Source organism: Caecibacteroides pullorum (assembly GCF_019239235.1).
GTDB lineage: Bacteria > Bacteroidota > Bacteroidia > Bacteroidales > Bacteroidaceae > Bacteroides > Bacteroides pullorum.
The window spans coordinates 1-17,512 of record NZ_JAAZTS010000039.1 but is presented as its reverse complement, the minus strand read 5'-3'; the positions used below and the strand labels follow the sequence as shown (position 1 = coordinate 17,512).

The following is a 17,512-nucleotide window of genomic DNA, read 5'->3' as shown; positions in this document are numbered from 1 at the left end:
TGTTCGACAAGACTAATTTCAATGATGTCAAAGATCTAAATGATCCCCTGATTCCGGGGCTTTTTGATTAATTGTTTAACTCGTCCCATTTTAACGGGACACTAATGTACCAACGTTTTTAATTGGCAATGTCGGCCATTAGCGGTATGTCCTCTTCATGGATACCATGTCTGATAAGGATATCGCGGTCTTTATTGAACAAATCCAGAAAGTCACTTTTACTTCCATACATTGCGATTGCTTTTCCGTAGCGTTCGGCTGCAACGTCAGGTTTGTGTTGTACCCATGCTACGTGTCCTGCATTGAGCCAGTCTGTAGCAAGGACTTGTTTTTCTTGTAGTAGCTTCTGATAATATTTATCGGCTTGCTCATATTTTTCAGTCATGAAAGAACACCAAGCGATCCCTCTCCAGGCTTTTATGGAATGGCTGTCCAGAAAATCCATCTTAAAAAAATATTGCAACGCTTCCTTGTATTCTTCCAATTCGGCATGGCAACTTCCAATAAAGAATAGTATGTTGGCGTTTTCGGGCTGTATGCCTTCCGCTTTCTGATAGTAATCTAAGGCCATGCTGAAATTGTGTATTTGTCGGTAACAGGTGGCTAAGTGACGTATGGTCCACAGATGGTCAGGCTTCAGGATATCCGCCTTCCGATAGGCTTCGATGGCTTCTGCATATTTCTTTTCTTTCTGCAGGCAATAACCAATTTTCTGAAAGAGGTCTGCATGGGCTTTGTTCTTAGCCTCTAGTCGTCTGTAGAGCACAAGGGCTTCAGAATAGTGTTCCTTACGGAAGTGGAAGTCAGCTATAGCAGTCAATAATTCTGGCTTATCCAGAATGCCTTTGAGGATAGGCAAGTCATAGAAAGCGAAATCATCCTTAAAGGGGTCTTCGAATTCACGTCGGCGTGGGTTTAGCTTGAAGAAACGGTATAGGTCGTGTATATATTGGTTGCTAATGACTTCAGGGCGTTCGGCATACTGTTTCATCATTTTGGCCTGCTCGTTGTCCATTATCTCATTCAATTCTTGAGGGGTAAGCTGGTGTAACATGAGGTTGCGTTGGGATGGAGGTAATTGGGCCATGGTGAAGCAGAGTGAGTATTTGTCGCTATTGCAAAAGAAACCTGATTGTAGGATAACATTCAAGACTGCATTCTCACCTGTATCTGACGGACCGAACAGGGTCGACACGCTGGAATGTAGCGGATCGAATGGATAGAACCAATTGGATAACTGGCCGAAGAAGGGTCCTGATTTCAATTGTGCAAATGTACTCATATAGATGTCTGCACCTTCCATCTGCATTTCGTTCATTTCACGAATCTTATCTCCTAACCCTGATTTCTCGAAAGTATTTTCCCAATCGGGATTACGATCGTTTTCGTCTGCCGTTTCTTCCAACCCAAGTTTCATTCCTTTGATCATGCTGACATTCTTTATCATTTCAGGAATGATTTCTTCACGCATTTTTTTGTCTATTTTTTCTGTTTCCTGACTTTGCAGTAATTGGAGGCTGATACGGTTTAGCTCTTTTCCTAGCCATCCGTTTTCATCAGATAGGTTGATGCGTGATTTCAGTTCTGGATAGAGCAGACATTGGTCAGGGTACGTATTCAGAGTCAGGAGTAGGCCGGTCAATGCCCGTTGGCTCACAATTGTTTCTTTGTGTTGGCAGGCTTCGAGTAGCCACAGGCACTTGCGAATGTCAAAACAAGCTTGAAGGCTCATGGTTACGGCGCTTACAACCAGACAAAGATCAATGGAACGTAATAAACTAGAAGAAAGGAATGCTTGTGCTTGAGTGTCCTCTTCGGCCGTCCATTCACTATTACCCCAAATGGATTGGAATAACTTTTGGTTTGTTTCTTCATGGCGTTTCTGCAGGTGGTTGAAGCTTTGGTTGTTGTCGGTAATTAGCTTACATACGGCCACGTCGTCCTGAAATGTTTCCAGTGCATGCAGGTATCCGTCCAGACGAACAGCTGTATGGCGATTCTTGTAGTGTAATGTCTGGTAATAGCCATAGGCAGAAGATGTTTCGTCGAGCAATATTAGTCGTGCTTGGTTAGCAATAGCCCATGTCTCCGCTAGGAGTTTTATATATAGTTTGCCTCGTTCAGGATCGTCTACGCCTTGCTTCATATATTGCAGCATGTAGTTATAAGAAGTCTGTGCTTGTTCCAATCGATTATGTAATGTCCAGTCGGGACAGGTTGCCAACATGGAGGTCAGTTGGGTTTGTGCTTCTTTCAGGCGTTTGCCTTTTAGTAGAGCAATGATACTGTTATGTTGTTCGTTGATGGTTTGTTCGTCCATAATAGAATAATGTGGTGTCCAATCGGGAGCAAAGATAGTGTAATTATATCGGATTTCCATTGTTTTTGCCTACCTTTGCACCCGTAAAAATGTTTAGGTGAAATAGATATGGCAGGATTGAATACTCCCACAGCGTTGGGTACAGAAAACATTGGAAAATTATTGATGCAGTATGCCGTTCCTGCAATCATTGCGATGACGGCTTCTTCTTTGTATAATATGGTCGACAGTATCTTTATCGGCCATGGTGTAGGGCCATTGGCCATTTCGGGCCTGGCGTTGACTTTCCCGTTGATGAACCTTGCGGCGGCTTTCGGTTCGTTGGTTGGTGTGGGGGCTTCCACGCTGGTGTCGGTCAAGTTGGGCCAAAAGGATTATGATACGGCTCAACGCGTATTGGGTAATGTTTTAGTACTGAATATTTTACTAGGTGTTGCTTTTACGTTAGTGGTGATGCCATTTCTTGATCCCATTCTTTATTTTTTCGGTGGTAGTGATGATACAGTGCCTTATGCACGTGACTATATGGAAATTATTCTTATCGGCAATGCTGTTACGCACTTGTACCTTGGATTGAATTCTGTGCTGCGTTCCTCTGGGCATCCGCAGAAAGCAATGTATGCCACAGTAGCTACGGTTGTTATCAATACTATTCTCGACCCTTTGTTTATTTATGGCTTCGGGTGGGGTATCCGTGGTGCAGCCATTGCTACGATATTGGCCCAGATTATAGCGTTGCTTTGGCAGTTCAAGTTGTTTAGTAATCGTAATGAATTGCTTCATTTTCATCGTGGCATATTCCGTTTGAAGCGCAAGATTGTGGTCGATTCGTTGGCTATCGGCATGTCACCGTTTCTGATGAATATGGCTGCCTGTTTTATTGTCATTCTGATTAACCAGGGATTGAAACGTCATGGCGGCGATTTGGCTATCGGTGCATTTGGTATTGTCAATCGTCTGGTATATATTGTCGTAATGATTGTGATGGGATTGAATCAGGGTATGCAGCCTATAGCCGGCTATAATTATGGAGCGCAACTCTATCAGCGCGTGACCAAGGTGTTGAAACTGACCATTGTATATGCTACGGTCGTAACAACTTTTGGCTTTGTTGTAGGTATGGCTGTACCGCGACTGGTTGTGAGTATCTTTACTTCGGACGCCGAACTGATAGATTTGTCGGCTCGTGGACTGCGCATTATCGTTATGTTTTTCCCTATAATAGGTTTTCAGATGGTAACAGCCAATTTCTTTCAGAGTATAGGTATGGCTGGAAAGGCTATTTTCTTGTCGCTGTCTCGTCAGTTGTTGATTCTGCTTCCATGTCTGCTGATCCTACCACATTTCTTTGGCGCGTTAGGTGTATGGATCAGTATGCCTGTGTCCGATTTGTTGGCTAGTATTATTGCTGCAGTCATGTTGTTGTTGCAGTTTCGTAAATTTCACAAAGCGGCGGCTCGTCAGTCTTTATCTGTGTGAAACATTTTTTGCTATGTGTTCGTTCGTTTGCGTGAGATTTTTTATATTTGCCTGCAGCAAACGTGTTAATAATAAAGGTTTATGGAATATTTTGTAGTGAATATTGGCCGTCAGTTGGGAAGCGGCGGGCGCGAGATAGGCGAACGTCTGGCTCATCGGTTGAATATATCTTTTTATGATAAAGAGCTGATTCAGTTGGCATCGGAAGAAAGTGGATTGTGCCGTGAGTTTTTTGAAAAAGCGGATGAACGCCCTTCTCAAGGCATTATGGGCGGATTGTTTGGTATGCGTTTCCCGTTTATAGGTGATGGAACTATTCCGACCAACAATTGTTTGAGTAATGATTCATTGTTTAAAGTACAAAGTGATGTTATTCGTCGGTTAGCTCATGAGAAGTCGTGCCTTTTTGTGGGACGTTGTGCTGACTATATTTTGCGTGATCATCCTCGTTGTGCCAATATATTTATATCTTCAACGCCAGAAGATAGGATGGAACGTTTGTGCCGTATTCACGGCATATCCAAGGAAGAGGCTGAGGAAATGATGGAAAAGGCGGATAAAAAGCGTTCGGAATATTACAATTATTATAGTTATAAAACGTGGGGAGCTGCTGCTACCTATCATCTGTGTATCGATTCGTCTGTTTTGGGTATTGCCGGTACGGTAGATTACATAGAGGAGTTTGTGCGCAAGAAACTGAATTTGGATATTACTGTCCGTTGATGGATATTCGTTATACGGTTTGAAAATATAAATCAGGCGCAGATTGTACAGCCTTTTGAAGTGTGCAATTTGCGCCTGATATTTTTATATTCCTCAAGGAAGATACTAAAGCATGGCCAACAGAATCATTTGACCGGCAATGATACGCAGGAACATGGACAGCGGGTATACGGTAGAATAACCAACCGAAGGTGCATCGTTGCCCGATACTACTTGATTGGCATAGGCCAGTGCAGGGGGATCTGTATTACTACCGGCGATAAGACCCATCAGAGTGAAGTAGTTGACTTTGAAATAAAGACGCGCTATGGCACCGATAATGAGTAGTGGAATAACTGTGATGAGGAAACCGTAACCGACATACAATAAACCGTCTCCATGCACCACTGTTTGTACAAAATGCTCACCTGCCTCTATTCCTACACTTGCCAGGAAGAGTACAATACCTATTTCGCGTAACATCAGATTGGCACTCATTGTGGTATAGGTTACTAGTTTTAACTTGTGTCCAAAACGCCCAATGAGGATGGCTACTACCAGCGGTCCACCAGCTAAACCTAGTTTTACGGGAGTAGGCATGCCTGGGAAAGCGATAGGTAGACTACCCAATACGATACCCATGAAAATACCGACAAAGATTGTGACGATGTTCGGAGTATCCAGACGCTTTAACTGGTTGCCCAATACACCAGCTACCCGTTCTACAGCATCCTGCTGGCCTACGACCATAACGCGGTCACCTACCTGAAGAATTAGGTTCGGATCAGCGAACAAGTCCATACCAGAACGATTTACGCGGGTTACATTGACACCATACATGCTACGGAAGTGCATACTTCCTAATTTCTTTCCGTTTATTTCTGATTTGGTGACCAAAATTCGTCTGGAGACCATCGGCATGTCTTGTTTTTCCCAGTCTACTTGAATTTCTTTACCGATGAAAGCAGTGATGGCTTCAGCATCTTCTTCAGAACAAACAATGAACAGTTGGTCTCCAGTATAAAATACCGTTTCATGATTGGGGATACTGACATGGCCTTCGTGGCGGATACGCGAGCAGACAAACGGACGTCCCAGGAAATCTTTTACCTGTAACAGCGTCTTTCCGTTGATGGATTCATTGCGTACCTCCAAATGCATGTTGTGGGGCTTGTGCTTCGTATCATTGTCTTGTACTTTAATTTGCTCATCTTCTTTGGAAAGTGAAATACGGAAGATGTAACGGATAGCAATAATGGAGCCGATGATACCTACGACGCCGAGCGGATATGCGCAGGCATAACCCAAAGCTATAGGTTCACCTGTGTAGTTCAGCTGGTTCAGGGCTTCTTGGGCAGCACCGAGACCTGGTGTATTGGTTACAGCACCATATAATATACCAATCATCATTGGTAGGTCCACACGGCCGTTGGCTATAAAATAAATAGCCAATGTAACAGCAATATTCAGCAAAACGATGCCGACAGCAAGCAGATTTAATGTCATACCGCCTTTTTTGAAAGACGAGAAGAACGACGGCCCCACTTGTAAACCAATGCAGAATACAAATAGAATAAGACCGAATTCACGTAGGAAATGCAGAATGTGAATTTCTCCTGTAAATCCCAGATGTCCCATCAGAATACCCGCGAAGAGTACGAATGTAACTCCTAATGATACTCCAAAGAACTTGATTTTACCCAGCAGTACACCTAGTGAAATGACAAAGGCATAAAGGCACACAATATGTGCTACGGAAGCTGGGTCCCATAACAAGCTTTCTAACCAATTCATAATATTCTTAACACATCTTTATTTGTAGTTGAAAAACAATTCTGCAAAATTAGCTAATTCAACAATTGTAGCCAAAGTTTTTTCTTAATTTTTCGATTTTGCAATGTCGACTTGACACTTGTTTAGTGGTAGGTATGAAATTTCACTAAAAAGGATTGTCTTTAATTTGATTTGAGTATATTTGCATGTCTATTGACGACAAAATGATGAATAGTATTTATCTATTTTAAATTTATAAACTATGGCAGACAGTAAAGAAAAACTCTTCTCTGACTTTTCTCCTGTTACCACTGAGCAGTGGATGGAAAAAGTAACAGCAGACCTTAAGGGGGCTGATTTTGAGAAGAAACTCGTTTGGAAGACAAACGAAGGATTTAAAGTGAAACCTTTCTACCGTAAGGAAGACCTTGAAGGACTTAAGACAACGGATGCACTTCCTGGTGAATTCCCTTATTTGAGAGGTAACAAGAAAGACAACAATGAGTGGCTGGTACGTCAGGAAATCAGAGTAGACGATGTGAAGGAAGCTAATGCCAAGGCCTTGGATATCCTGAACAAAGGAATTGATTCTTTGTCGTTCCATGTAAAGGCCAAGGAACTGAATGCCGCTTATCTGGAAATGTTGCTCGAAGGTATTTGTGCAGAATGTGTCGAGTTGAACTTTTCCACTTGCCAAGGGCATGTTGTTGATTTGGCCAATTTGTTGGTAGAATATTTCCAGAAGAAGGGATATGACCTGAACAAGTTGCATGGTTCTATTAACTTCGACTATTTGAACAAGATGTTGGTTAAGGGCAAGGAAAAAGGTAGCTTGGTAGATACGGCCAAGGCACTGATTGCCGCTACGGCTGCTTTGCCCGAATATCGCGTCATCAATGTGAATGCGCTTACTCTGAACAATGCAGGTGCTTATATTTATCAGGAACTGGGATACGCATTGGCATGGGGTAATGAATATATGAATCAACTGACCGAAGCTGGCATTCCTGCTGCAACGGTTGCCAAAAAAATCAAGTTCAATTTTGGTATCAGCTCCAATTATTTCTTGGAAATTGCCAAGTTCCGCGCTGGACGTATGTTGTGGGCCGATATCGTGAATTCGTATCTGGCCGAAGGCGACTGTAAGTGTGCTGCCCAGATGAAGATACATGCTGAAACATCTTCTTTCAACCTGACAGTTTTTGATTCGTATGTGAACCTGCTCCGTACGCAGACTGAAGCAATGAGTGCCGCTCTTGCAGGTGTTGATTCTATGACGGTGGTTCCTTTCGACAAGGCATACGAGACTCCGAATGATTTCTCTGAACGTTTGGCACGTAACCAGCAGCTGTTGCTGAAAGAAGAATCTCATTTCGACAAAGTGATTGATCCAGCTGCCGGTTCCTATTATATTGAAAACTTGACAGTGTCCATTGCCAAGCAGGCTTGGGATTTGTTCCTGGCTGTTGAGGATGAAGGTGGTTTCTATGCAGCAGTGAAGGCCGGCAAGGTACAGGAAGCTGTGAATGCCAGCAACAAGGCTCGTCACGAAGCTGTGGCCAAGCGTAAGGAGATTCTGTTGGGTACCAACCAGTATCCTAACTTCACCGAGCTGGCTGGCGAAAAGCGTCCGTTGGAAGCTGTTTGCTGCTGTGGTGGCGGGCACCATGATACTTGCGAAAAGGATGTTCCTTCTTTGAATTTCGACCGTGCCGCCAGCGAATTCGAGGCTCTGCGTCTGCAGACTGAAACTTCCGGCAAGCGTCCGAAAGCATTCATGTTGACGATTGGTAACTTGGCTATGCGTCAGGCACGTGCACAGTTCTCTTGTAACTTCCTGGCTTGCGCCGGATACGAAGTGGTGGACAACCTGGGCTTCTCTACTGTAGAAGAGGGCGTTGAAGCTGCCGTAGCTGCGAAGGCCGACATTGTAGTACTCTGTTCGAGCGATGACGAATATGCCGAGTATGCAGTTCCCGCATTCAAGGCTTTGAATGGCCGTGCTATGTTCATCGTTGCCGGAGCTCCTGCCTGCATGGACGAACTGAAGGCTGCCGGTATCGAGAATTTCATCCATGTTCGTGTCAACGTGCTGGAAACACTGAAAGAATACAACGCTAAACTTTTGAAGTAAGATGAGAAAAGATTTTAAAAACTTAGATATATATGCCAATTTCAAGCCCGTCAATGGTGCTGAATGGCAGAAGGCTAACGGCATTGAGGCTGATTGGAAGACGCCGGAACACATCAATGTGAAGCCTGTTTATACCAAAGAAGACCTTGAAGGAATGGAGCATCTGGACTTTGCTGCCGGTATTCCTCCTTACCTGCGTGGTCCGTACTCAGTAATGTACACCCTGCGTCCTTGGACAATCCGTCAGTATGCGGGTTTCTCTACGGCCGAAGAATCGAATGCGTTCTATCGCCGTAATCTAGCTTCCGGTCAGAAAGGTTTGTCTGTAGCGTTTGACTTGGCTACGCACCGCGGTTACGACCCCGACAACGAACGTGTAGTGGGTGACGTTGGTAAGGCCGGTGTATCCATCTGCTCGCTGGAGAACATGAAGGTACTGTTCGACGGCATTCCTTTGAACAAGATGTCCGTATCCATGACGATGAACGGTGCCGTGCTGCCTGTCATGGCGTTTTATATCAATGCCGGTCTGGAGCAGGGAGCCAAGCTTGAAGAAATGGCCGGTACCATCCAGAACGATATTTTAAAGGAATTCATGGTGCGCAACACCTATATCTACCCGCCTGCATTCTCCATGAAGATCATTTCCGACATCTTTGAATATACTTCGCAGAAGATGCCGAAGTTCAACTCCATCTCCATCTCCGGTTACCACATGCAGGAAGCTGGTGCTACTGCAGATATCGAGTTGGCTTATACCCTGGCCGATGGTTTGGAATACCTCCGTGCCGGTGTGGGTGCCGGACTGGACATCGATGCCTTTGCACCACGTCTGTCTTTCTTCTGGGCTATCGGTACCAACCACTTTATGGAAATTGCCAAGATGCGTGCTGCACGTATGTTGTGGGCCAAGATTGTAAAGCAGTTCAACCCGAAGAATCCGAAGTCACTGGCTTTGCGTACACACTCTCAGACTTCAGGTTGGTCATTGACCGAGCAGGATCCGTTCAACAACGTAGGCCGTACCTGTATCGAGGCTATGGCAGCCGCACTGGGTCATACACAGTCTCTGCACACCAACGCCCTCGACGAGGCCATTGCCCTGCCGACCGACTTCTCTGCACGTATCGCGCGTAATACGCAGATCTATATTCAGGAAGAGACCAATATCTGTAAGAACGTTGACCCGTGGGGTGGTTCCTACTATGTAGAGTCGCTGACCAACGAGATTGCCCACAAGGCATGGGAGCACATCCAGGAAATTGAGAAGCTGGGCGGTATGGCCAAGGCTATCGAAACCGGTATCCCCAAGATGCGTATCGAAGAGGCTGCCGCACGTACGCAGGCCCGTATCGACAGCGGTGCGCAGACCATTGTCGGTGTGAACAAGTACCGCCTCGAGAAGGAAGCTCCGATTGATATCCTTGAGATTGACAATACGGCCGTTCGTCAGGAACAGCTGGAGAACCTGAAGCGTCTGAAGGAAGGACGTAATCAGGCAGAAGTGGACAAGGCACTGGATGCCATCACCGAATGTGTGAAGACAGGCAAGGGCAACTTGCTGGAACTGGCTGTTGAGGCTGCCCGTGTTCGTGCCACTTTGGGAGAAATCTCGTATGCTTGCGAGAAGGTTGTAGGACGTTATAAAGCAGTAATCAGAACTATTTCAGGCGTGTATTCATCAGAAAGTAAGAGCGATGCAGACTTCGCCAAGGCATGTGAACTCTGCGAGAAGTTTGCCAAGAAGGAAGGCCGTCAGCCCCGTATCATGATTGCCAAGATGGGTCAGGACGGTCACGACCGTGGTGCGAAGGTAGTAGCAACCGGTTATGCCGACTGCGGTTTCGACGTAGATATGGGACCGTTGTTCCAGACTCCAGCCGAGGCTGCTCGTGAGGCTGTCGAGAACGACGTACATGTAGTAGGTGTGTCTTCACTGGCTGCTGGTCACAAGACTTTGATTCCACAAATCATTGCCGAACTGAAGAAGTTGGGCCGTGAGGATATTGTCGTGATTGCCGGTGGTGTAATCCCCGCACAAGACTATGACTTCCTGTACAAGGCTGGTGTAGCCGCTATCTTTGGCCCCGGTACTTCGGTTGCCAAGGCTGCTTGCCAGATTTTGGAGATCTTGATGGATGAAGAATAATTTATTGATTTAATTGTTAAAGAAGGGCGGAATGTGTTTACATTTCCGCCTTTCTTCTTATTAAAACGAACAAAGGTTGGGTTCGGCGGAGCTTTTTTTATGCGGTTAAGAGAGCATGAAGGGAGGATAAGTCTGTAGGGTTGCAGTGATCATATGTTAATTTTATTATAGATAGCGGGATTTATTCTCCAGTTAGGAAAATCTTTTTCCCCAGTCAAGTAAAAATATTCCCTCAGTTGGAGGCTGAGAATTTTCCAGTTCTTCGTTTTTTCATTCTTTATTAAATCTGTATCTTTGCCCGATAAAAAACAACTGAAGAAGTAATGATCGTTTGCATAGCCGAGAAACCCTCTGTGGCACGCGACATAGCCGATGTGCTGGGAGCGAAGGAGAAGAAAGACGGATATATCGAAGGAAACGGATACCAGGTGACCTGGACGTTCGGCCATCTCTGTACGCTGAAGGAGCCGCATGAATATACGCCGAGCTGGAAGACGTGGAGCTTGGGCAGCCTGCCCATGATACCGCCCCGCTTCGGTATCAAACTCATCAGTAATCCTACCTACGAACGCCAGTTCCACGTCATCGAGGGGCTGATGCAGAAGGCCGACATGATCATCAACTGTGGCGATGCCGGCCAGGAGGGAGAGCTCATCCAGCGGTGGGTGATGCAGAAAGCTGGAGCCAAATGCCCAGTGAAGCGTCTGTGGATATCTTCACTGACCGAAGAAGCCATCCGCGAAGGATTCTCCAACCTGCGGGATGCTGCCGACTTCCAACCTCTGTACGAAGCGGGCTTGAGCCGTGCCATCGGCGACTGGCTGCTGGGCATGAATGCCACGCGCCTGTATACCATGAAATACGGGCAGAACCGCCAGGTGCTTTCCATCGGGCGGGTGCAGACGCCTACACTGGCCCTTATCGTGAACCGTCAGTTGGAGATTCAGAACTTTGTGCCCAAGCAATACTGGGTGCTCAATACCGTTTACCGCGATACTACTTTCTCGGCCCTCATCCGCAAGAGCGACGAAGAGCTGGCACTGGAAGCAGAGAAGCAGAAGGAAGCCCTGGCCGCCGGCAAGAAGCCCAAGAAGGAGGAAGAGAACCGCGGTATAGATCCCATAACAGATCGTGCGAGAGGCGAGGAACTGCTGGCACGCATCAAGGATGTGCCGTTTACCGTTACCTCTGTGACGAAGAAGGAAGGCCGGGAAGCGCCGCTCCGTCTTTTCGACCTGACCTCCCTGCAGGTGGAGTGCAACAAGAAGTTTGCCTACTCGGCCGACGACACGCTGAAGACTATCCAGTCGCTCTACGAGAAGAAGGTCACTACTTATCCTCGTGTAGATACGACCTTCTTGAGTGATGACATCTATCCCAAATGCCCTTCCATCCTGAAGGGGTTGCGGGGCTATGAGACCTGGACCGCGCCGCTGGAGGGAACCACCTTGACGAAGTCGAAGAAAGTGTTCGACAATTCGAAGGTCACGGACCACCATGCCATTATCCCTACCGGCCAGCCGCCGGTTAACCTCACCGATGTAGAACGACGGGTGTTCGACCTCATTGCCCGCCGCTTCATCGCCGTGTTCTATCCCGACTGCCGTTTCTCGACCACGACTGTTCTGGGTGAGGTGGACGGAGTGGAGTTCAAGACATCCGGCCGGCAGATACTCGATCCGGGTTGGAGGATGGTGTTCACGGCCAATGCTTCTGCGCAGGAGGGAGGTAATGACGAGGCGAATAAGGAGAACGGCGAAGAAGACCGTGTGTTGCCTGCCTTCGTCAAGGGAGAGAGTGGTCCCCACGTGCCCGAACTCGTGGAGAAATGGACGCAACCTCCGCGCCCTTACACCGAAGCCACTCTGCTCCGTGCCATGGAAACCGCCGGTAAGCTGGTGGATAACGATGAACTGCGCGATGCCCTGAAGGAAAACGGTATCGGCCGTCCTTCCACCCGTGCTGCCATTATCGAGACCTTGTTCAAACGTAACTATATCCGCAAGGAAAAGAAGAATCTGATAGCTACCCCCACGGGTGTGGAGCTGATTCAGACCATTCACGAAGAATTGTTGAAGAGTGCTGAACTGACGGGTATCTGGGAAAAGAAGTTGCGCGAGATAGAGCGTCGCACGTATGATGCCTCCCGTTTTTTGGAAGAACTGAAGCAGATGGTGGCTGAGATTGTGACCAGTGTACTGTCGGACAACAGCAACCGCCACATTACGGTACAGGCGCCTCCCGTAGCGGGTAAGGTTGCGCGTAGTACTTCCGCTTCCGACGACCTGCCGAAGAAGGAACCTCGCAAACGTTCTCTCCGCAAGAAGAAGGCCGAGGCTGCCAATGCCGGAACAGCTCCGGCTCCTGCGGTACTGGCCGATGAATGGGTGGGTCATCCGTGTCCCTTGTGCGGAAAGGGTACCATTATCAAAGGAAAAACGGCTTACGGTTGCTCCGAGTGGCGCAATGGTTGTACCTTCCGTAAGCCGTTCGATGCTTGACGTGTCTGTTTAATCGTAATTCAAGTGGAATTCGACCACCGCTTCGATGCCTTTGCGCAGGATATCGAGCGGCATGTTTTCGTTGGGTGAGTGGATGGCATTGCTCTCCAGTCCGAATCCCATCAGTACCGTTTTGATACCCAGCACCTGTTCGAAGGTCGAGATGATGGGAATGCTTCCGCCGCGGCGCACGGCCAGCGGCTTTCGTCCGAACGCTTTCTCAAATCCTTTCTCGGCAGCCTGATAGGCGGGCAGTGTGATGGGGCAGACATAGCCCTGTCCGCCGTGCATGGGCGTTACCTTTACCTGTACCGTAGCGGGGGCAATGCTCTGGATGTAGTCGGCAAACAGCTGTGAAATCTTGTGGTGGTCCTGGTGGGGAACAAGGCGGCAAGACACCTTGGCATAGGCTTTCGACGGCAGTACTGTCTTCGAACCTTCGCCTGTATAACCTCCCCAAATGCCGCAAACGTCGAACGACGGGCGGCAGCTGTTACGTTCCAGTGTGCTGTAACCTTTTTCGCCGAAGAGTTCCTTTACCCCGATGGCGGCCTTGTATTTCTCTTCGTCGAAGGGGATGTGGGCTATCATGTCCCGTTCGGCCTGCGGCACTTCCTCCACGTCGTCGTAGAAGCCGGGGACGGTGATGCGGCCGTCGACATCCACTACGCGGGCCAGCATCTGGCACAGCACGTTGATGGGGTTGGCTACCGCTCCGCCGAAGTGGCCTGAATGCAGGTCACGGTTGGGCCCCGTCACTTCTATCTCCCAGTAGGCCAGTCCGCGCAGGCCGGTGGTCAGCGAGGGCAGGTCGGCTCCCAGCATGCTAGTGTCCGATACGAGGATGATGTCGGCTTTGAGCATCTCCCGATGGTCCTGGCAGAAAGCTTCCAGGCTGGGTGAGCCGATTTCTTCTTCGCCTTCAAAGATGAACTTCACGTTGTGCGTCAGAAGACCGTTTTTTACCAAGTATTCGAATGCTTTTACTTGGATAAACGACTGGCCTTTGTCGTCGTCGGCACCACGGGCCCAGATGTGGCCGTCGCGTACTTCAGGTTCAAAGGGGGCGCTTTTCCATAGTTTCAGCGGTTCGGCAGGCATCACGTCGTAGTGGGCGTAGATGAGGACGGTTTTCGCTTTGGGGTTTACCGTCTTTTGGGCAAACACCATCGGATTGCCCTGCGAGGGCATCACCATGGCTTCGTCGGCACCGGCTTCGAGCAGCAGTTGGCGCCAGCGTTCGGCACAGGCCAGCATGTCGTCGTGGTGTTCGGGCTTGGCGCTGATACTTGGAATGCGAATGAGGCTGAACAATTCGTCCAGCATGCGGGGTTCGTTTTCGGAGATATAAGTTCTGATCATAAATGGAAGAGGAATATAAATGAAAGGTTACACATTATATATGATATATATGGGAAAGACTTTTACAGTTGTGTCGTCCGGTCTATCAGGTAGAAATCCAGAATGGTGAGTGCAGCCATGGCTTCTACGATGGGTACGGCACGCGGCAGTACGCAAGGGTCGTGGCGTCCGCGGGCTTTCAGCGTGGTGTCCACACCGTCGATGTTTACCGTATGCTGTTCCATCAGCACGGTGGCCACCGGTTTGAAGGCTACGCGGAAATAGATGTCCTGCCCGTTACTGATGCCTCCCTGTATGCCGCCCGAGTGGTTGGTATGAGTGGTGATGCGTCCGGCGTTGTTGTAGAACACGTCGTTCTGTTCTGAACCTTTCATCTTCAGCCCCTTAAAGCCGTCGCCATATTCGAAGGCCTTGGCGGCGTTGATGCTCAGCATGCCCGATGCCAGGGCAGCCTGCAACTTGCCGAACACCGGCTGTCCCAATCCCACGGGGCATCCTATGATGACACAGGTGATGACGCCGCCTATCGTGTCGCCCTCGGCTTTTACTTCGGCTATGAGCTGTTCCATTTCTTTGGCCTTCTCAGGGTCGGGGCAGCGGACGGGATTTGTTTCGGTCAGCTCCAGGTTATACGCCGTATAGTTTTCTTCTAGTCGGATGGGACCCACTTGTGAGGTATAGGCCGTTATGCGTATGCCCAGCTGCCGCAATGCCAGCTTGGCCAGTGCACCGGCCACTACACGCGAAATAGTTTCGCGGGCCGACGAACGTCCACCACCTCTATGGTCGCGGATGCCATATTTGGTCTTGTAGGTATAATCGGCGTGCGAGGGGCGGTAGACGTCTTTCATGTTGTCGTAGTCGCCGGAGTGCTGGTTTTCGTTCCACACGATGAACCCGATGGGGCAGCCTGTCGACTTGCCTTCGAAGATACCTGAGAGGAATTCCACCTTGTCGGCCTCTTTGCGTGGAGTAGTGAGGGCTGATTGTCCAGGGCGGCGGCGATCCAGTTCCTTCTGTATAAAATCCATGTCGATGGTGATGCCTGCGGGAAATCCGTCGATGACACCACCAATACCTTTACCGTGCGACTCGCCGAAGCTGGTCAGGCGTAGGATGTTTCCGAATGAGTTGAACATAGTCAGATGCTTTAAAGGGTTGTGTATAAGTCTGCTGTGCTTCATGTAGCCTTCAGTGGCTTTTTCGCACTATAAAAGTAGGGAATAGTTTCCGATGCCGCAAATTTTAAGACAGTTTTCTTGTCACTCTCCTTGAATAGCTATGTTGGCGGTATCGTGTTAAACTAATAAAATCTTAAAAATGGAATACCAATTCAAGGAAATAGGTCTTGTGGAACTCGTTTGAAACATCTTCCTTTGCAGCCGAAATAAAAAATGGAATATTAACCACTTTCTAAATGGAAACTAATTATTAACTAAACATGTTTTTTTACAATGAAAAAGAGTTTGTTTTATTTGTTTGCATTGATTTGTTCAATGGGAGTGTTTACAGGTTGTAGCGACGACGATCCGGACTATACGCAAGTGATTGAAACGGAAATTGCCGGTGGCTACAAGGGTGAGCTGAATGTGAATGTTGATGGAAATGATTTGGGCTCTTCCTATCAGAAAATCACGGTTGAGAAAGCCGGTGCTACGGCCATCAACTTGTATATCAAGGATTTCTCTTTCATGAGTATTCCTGTAGGCGATGTTGAGCTGTTGAATTGCCCCTTGTCCGAGAGCAACGGTTCCTATACATTTACAGGTACTACAACGGTGAAGGTCGAGTCAGCAGGGCTGGATGCGTCTGTCGATGCCCAAGGAACTGCAGCCGACGGCAAGTTGTCTTTGAACCTGGCTATCAAGGCTATGCTCGGTGAGTTGGAGCAGAATGTCAAGGTAACCTTCGAAGGTACCAAGCTGAACGGTACGGAAGCTACGGGTGCCGACATTACTTCGTTTACTTTCGACAACGAAGGTGTTTCCGAGCAGCCGGTAATCAATGCCGACAATACGATTACATTCAAGGTGTACGAGGGTGCCGATGTTACGGCTCTTGTACCAACAATTGTAGTATCCGAAGGTGCTACGGTAACTCCTGCTACGGGGGTAGCCCAAGACTTCTCCAACGGCAAGGTTGTCACGTATACGGTAGTGTCCGAGGATTATGGTACAACAAAAGTCTATAAGGCTTCTGTATCGGGATCACAGACCGTATTGTCATTTACCTTCGACGAATGGAAAGAAGTAGGTCAGGGACTTTCCCTTCATGAGGAACCGCTTCCCGATGATTTGTTGGCATCCAGTGTCCAGGGAGCATCTTTATTGTTCTTGTATGGAGTGAAGGGATTCCCTGTATACCAGGAAAAAGAAGACGTAATAGCAGGTTCTGCCATCAAGTTGGTTACGATGGATACCAGCGATAAGACGAATGCTTTGGTACCTGCTTTGACTGCTGGTTCAGTCTTTACCGGTAAGTTCAATATTGGTCTTGCGATAAGCGATAAGTTGGCAAGTACTCAGTTTGGTATCCCGTATGACAAGAAGCCTGTCACCTTGAGAGGATGGTACAAGTACACTCCGGGTGAAAAGTACATCGACGGTGAAGGGGCAAAGAAACCGGAAGAAGTTGAAGTGATAGAAGGTCAGGTGGATGAATGTGCCATCCAGGCGATTTTGTATGAAGAGCAATTGGACAGCAAGGGAAACAACATTCCTTTGAACGGACATGACATCAATACTTCCGACCGTCGTGTAGCCGTAGCCGTTCTGTCAGACGGATCCGCCAAGGCCGATTGGACGAAGTTTGAACTTCCCTTTGAGATGTTGGAAGGAAAGACCTATGATGCAGGCAAGAAGTATCAACTGGCCGTTGTATGTTCTTCCAGTAAGCTTGGTGATGTATTCAAAGGTGCCGGTGGCAGTACTTTGATGTTGGATGAACTGGAAATCATCGGCGAATAATTTTAAAATAGAGTGTGAAAAGAGGGTGTGTCGTAATACGCGATTCACCCTCTTTTCTTTATCAACGATAAGAGCGTTGTTAACTTTTTCAAGCAGCGATATTCTGAAGATAATCTCGATATTTTG

At 47.8% G+C, this 17,512-nt stretch carries 10 protein-coding genes; 6 read left to right on the top strand and 4 right to left on the bottom strand.

Translation table 11 applies throughout. From position 1 onward, the window contains the following. Positions 1-118: 118 nt before the first annotated feature. Positions 119-2,320 carry a tetratricopeptide repeat protein gene (locus HF894_RS14515; protein WP_204973309.1) on the bottom strand — a complete coding sequence of 734 codons (2,202 nt, stop codon included), beginning with the start codon at positions 2,318-2,320 and terminating at the stop codon, positions 119-121. A 108-nt stretch (positions 2,321-2,428) separates the two neighbouring features. On the opposite strand from HF894_RS14515, the gene HF894_RS14510 reads away from it, so the two are divergent. Together HF894_RS14510 and HF894_RS14505 are read left to right on the top strand one after the other, a co-directional pair. Beyond that, entirely contained in the window at positions 2,429-3,799 is a 1,371-nt protein-coding gene (locus HF894_RS14510; RefSeq protein ID WP_021848428.1) for an MATE family efflux transporter, read from the top strand. A gap of 81 nt (positions 3,800-3,880) precedes the next feature. Further along, positions 3,881-4,522, top strand: coding sequence for a cytidylate kinase-like family protein (locus HF894_RS14505; RefSeq protein ID WP_021848429.1), 642 nt, complete (start codon positions 3,881-3,883; stop codon positions 4,520-4,522). 105 nt (positions 4,523-4,627) lie between these two features. Here the strand turns inward: HF894_RS14505 and HF894_RS14500 are convergent, their stop codons facing one another. Then, positions 4,628-6,295 (bottom strand): putative transporter, encoded by a 1,668-nt coding sequence (locus HF894_RS14500; RefSeq protein ID WP_021848430.1) that lies wholly within the window; start codon positions 6,293-6,295, stop codon positions 4,628-4,630. 241 nt (positions 6,296-6,536) lie between these two features. Between HF894_RS14500 and mutA the strand changes: the two genes are divergently transcribed. The 3 genes from mutA to HF894_RS14485 all read left to right on the top strand — a co-directional run bounded on the left by mutA (position 6,537) and on the right by HF894_RS14485 (position 13,058). Then, entirely contained in the window at positions 6,537-8,408 is a 1,872-nt protein-coding gene (gene mutA / locus HF894_RS14495) for a methylmalonyl-CoA mutase small subunit (protein WP_204973307.1), read from the top strand. A gap of 1 nt (position 8,409) precedes the next feature. Continuing rightward, positions 8,410-10,557 (top strand): methylmalonyl-CoA mutase, encoded by a 2,148-nt coding sequence (gene scpA / locus HF894_RS14490; protein WP_021848433.1) that lies wholly within the window; start codon positions 8,410-8,412, stop codon positions 10,555-10,557. 323 nt (positions 10,558-10,880) lie between these two features. Beyond that, entirely contained in the window at positions 10,881-13,058 is a 2,178-nt protein-coding gene (locus HF894_RS14485) for a DNA topoisomerase 3 (RefSeq protein ID WP_204973305.1), read from the top strand. Positions 13,059-13,067: 9 nt separating this feature from the next. Here the strand turns inward: HF894_RS14485 and HF894_RS14480 are convergent, their stop codons facing one another. Then, positions 13,068-14,420, bottom strand: a complete 1,353-nt coding sequence (locus HF894_RS14480; protein ID WP_204973303.1) for a dipeptidase — start codon at positions 14,418-14,420, stop codon at positions 13,068-13,070. 62 nt (positions 14,421-14,482) lie between these two features. Next, a complete protein-coding gene (gene aroC / locus HF894_RS14475; protein WP_204973301.1) occupies positions 14,483-15,559 on the bottom strand; it encodes a chorismate synthase in 1,077 nt (358 codons plus the stop codon). Positions 15,560-15,874: 315 nt separating this feature from the next. Here aroC and HF894_RS14470 point away from each other — a divergent pair, with 315 nt between their 5' ends. After that, positions 15,875-17,386 (top strand): PCMD domain-containing protein, encoded by a 1,512-nt coding sequence (locus HF894_RS14470; RefSeq protein ID WP_021848437.1) that lies wholly within the window; start codon positions 15,875-15,877, stop codon positions 17,384-17,386. Positions 17,387-17,512: the final 126 nt, after the last annotated feature.

What these genes read in the sequence shown, in the direction of transcription:
- HF894_RS14515 (WP_204973309.1), bottom strand. Translation starts at nt 2,320, where the DNA reads ATGGACGAACAAACCATCAACGAACAACATAACAGTATCATTGCTCTA.
- HF894_RS14510 (WP_021848428.1), top strand. Translation starts at nt 2,429, where the DNA reads ATGGCAGGATTGAATACTCCCACAGCGTTGGGTACAGAAAACATTGGA.
- HF894_RS14505 (WP_021848429.1), top strand. Translation starts at nt 3,881, where the DNA reads ATGGAATATTTTGTAGTGAATATTGGCCGTCAGTTGGGAAGCGGCGGG.
- HF894_RS14500 (WP_021848430.1), bottom strand. Translation starts at nt 6,295, where the DNA reads ATGAATTGGTTAGAAAGCTTGTTATGGGACCCAGCTTCCGTAGCACAT.
- mutA (WP_204973307.1), top strand. Translation starts at nt 6,537, where the DNA reads ATGGCAGACAGTAAAGAAAAACTCTTCTCTGACTTTTCTCCTGTTACC.
- scpA (WP_021848433.1), top strand. Translation starts at nt 8,410, where the DNA reads ATGAGAAAAGATTTTAAAAACTTAGATATATATGCCAATTTCAAGCCC.
- HF894_RS14485 (WP_204973305.1), top strand. Translation starts at nt 10,881, where the DNA reads ATGATCGTTTGCATAGCCGAGAAACCCTCTGTGGCACGCGACATAGCC.
- HF894_RS14480 (WP_204973303.1), bottom strand. Translation starts at nt 14,420, where the DNA reads ATGATCAGAACTTATATCTCCGAAAACGAACCCCGCATGCTGGACGAA.
- aroC (WP_204973301.1), bottom strand. Translation starts at nt 15,559, where the DNA reads ATGTTCAACTCATTCGGAAACATCCTACGCCTGACCAGCTTCGGCGAG.
- HF894_RS14470 (WP_021848437.1), top strand. Translation starts at nt 15,875, where the DNA reads ATGAAAAAGAGTTTGTTTTATTTGTTTGCATTGATTTGTTCAATGGGA.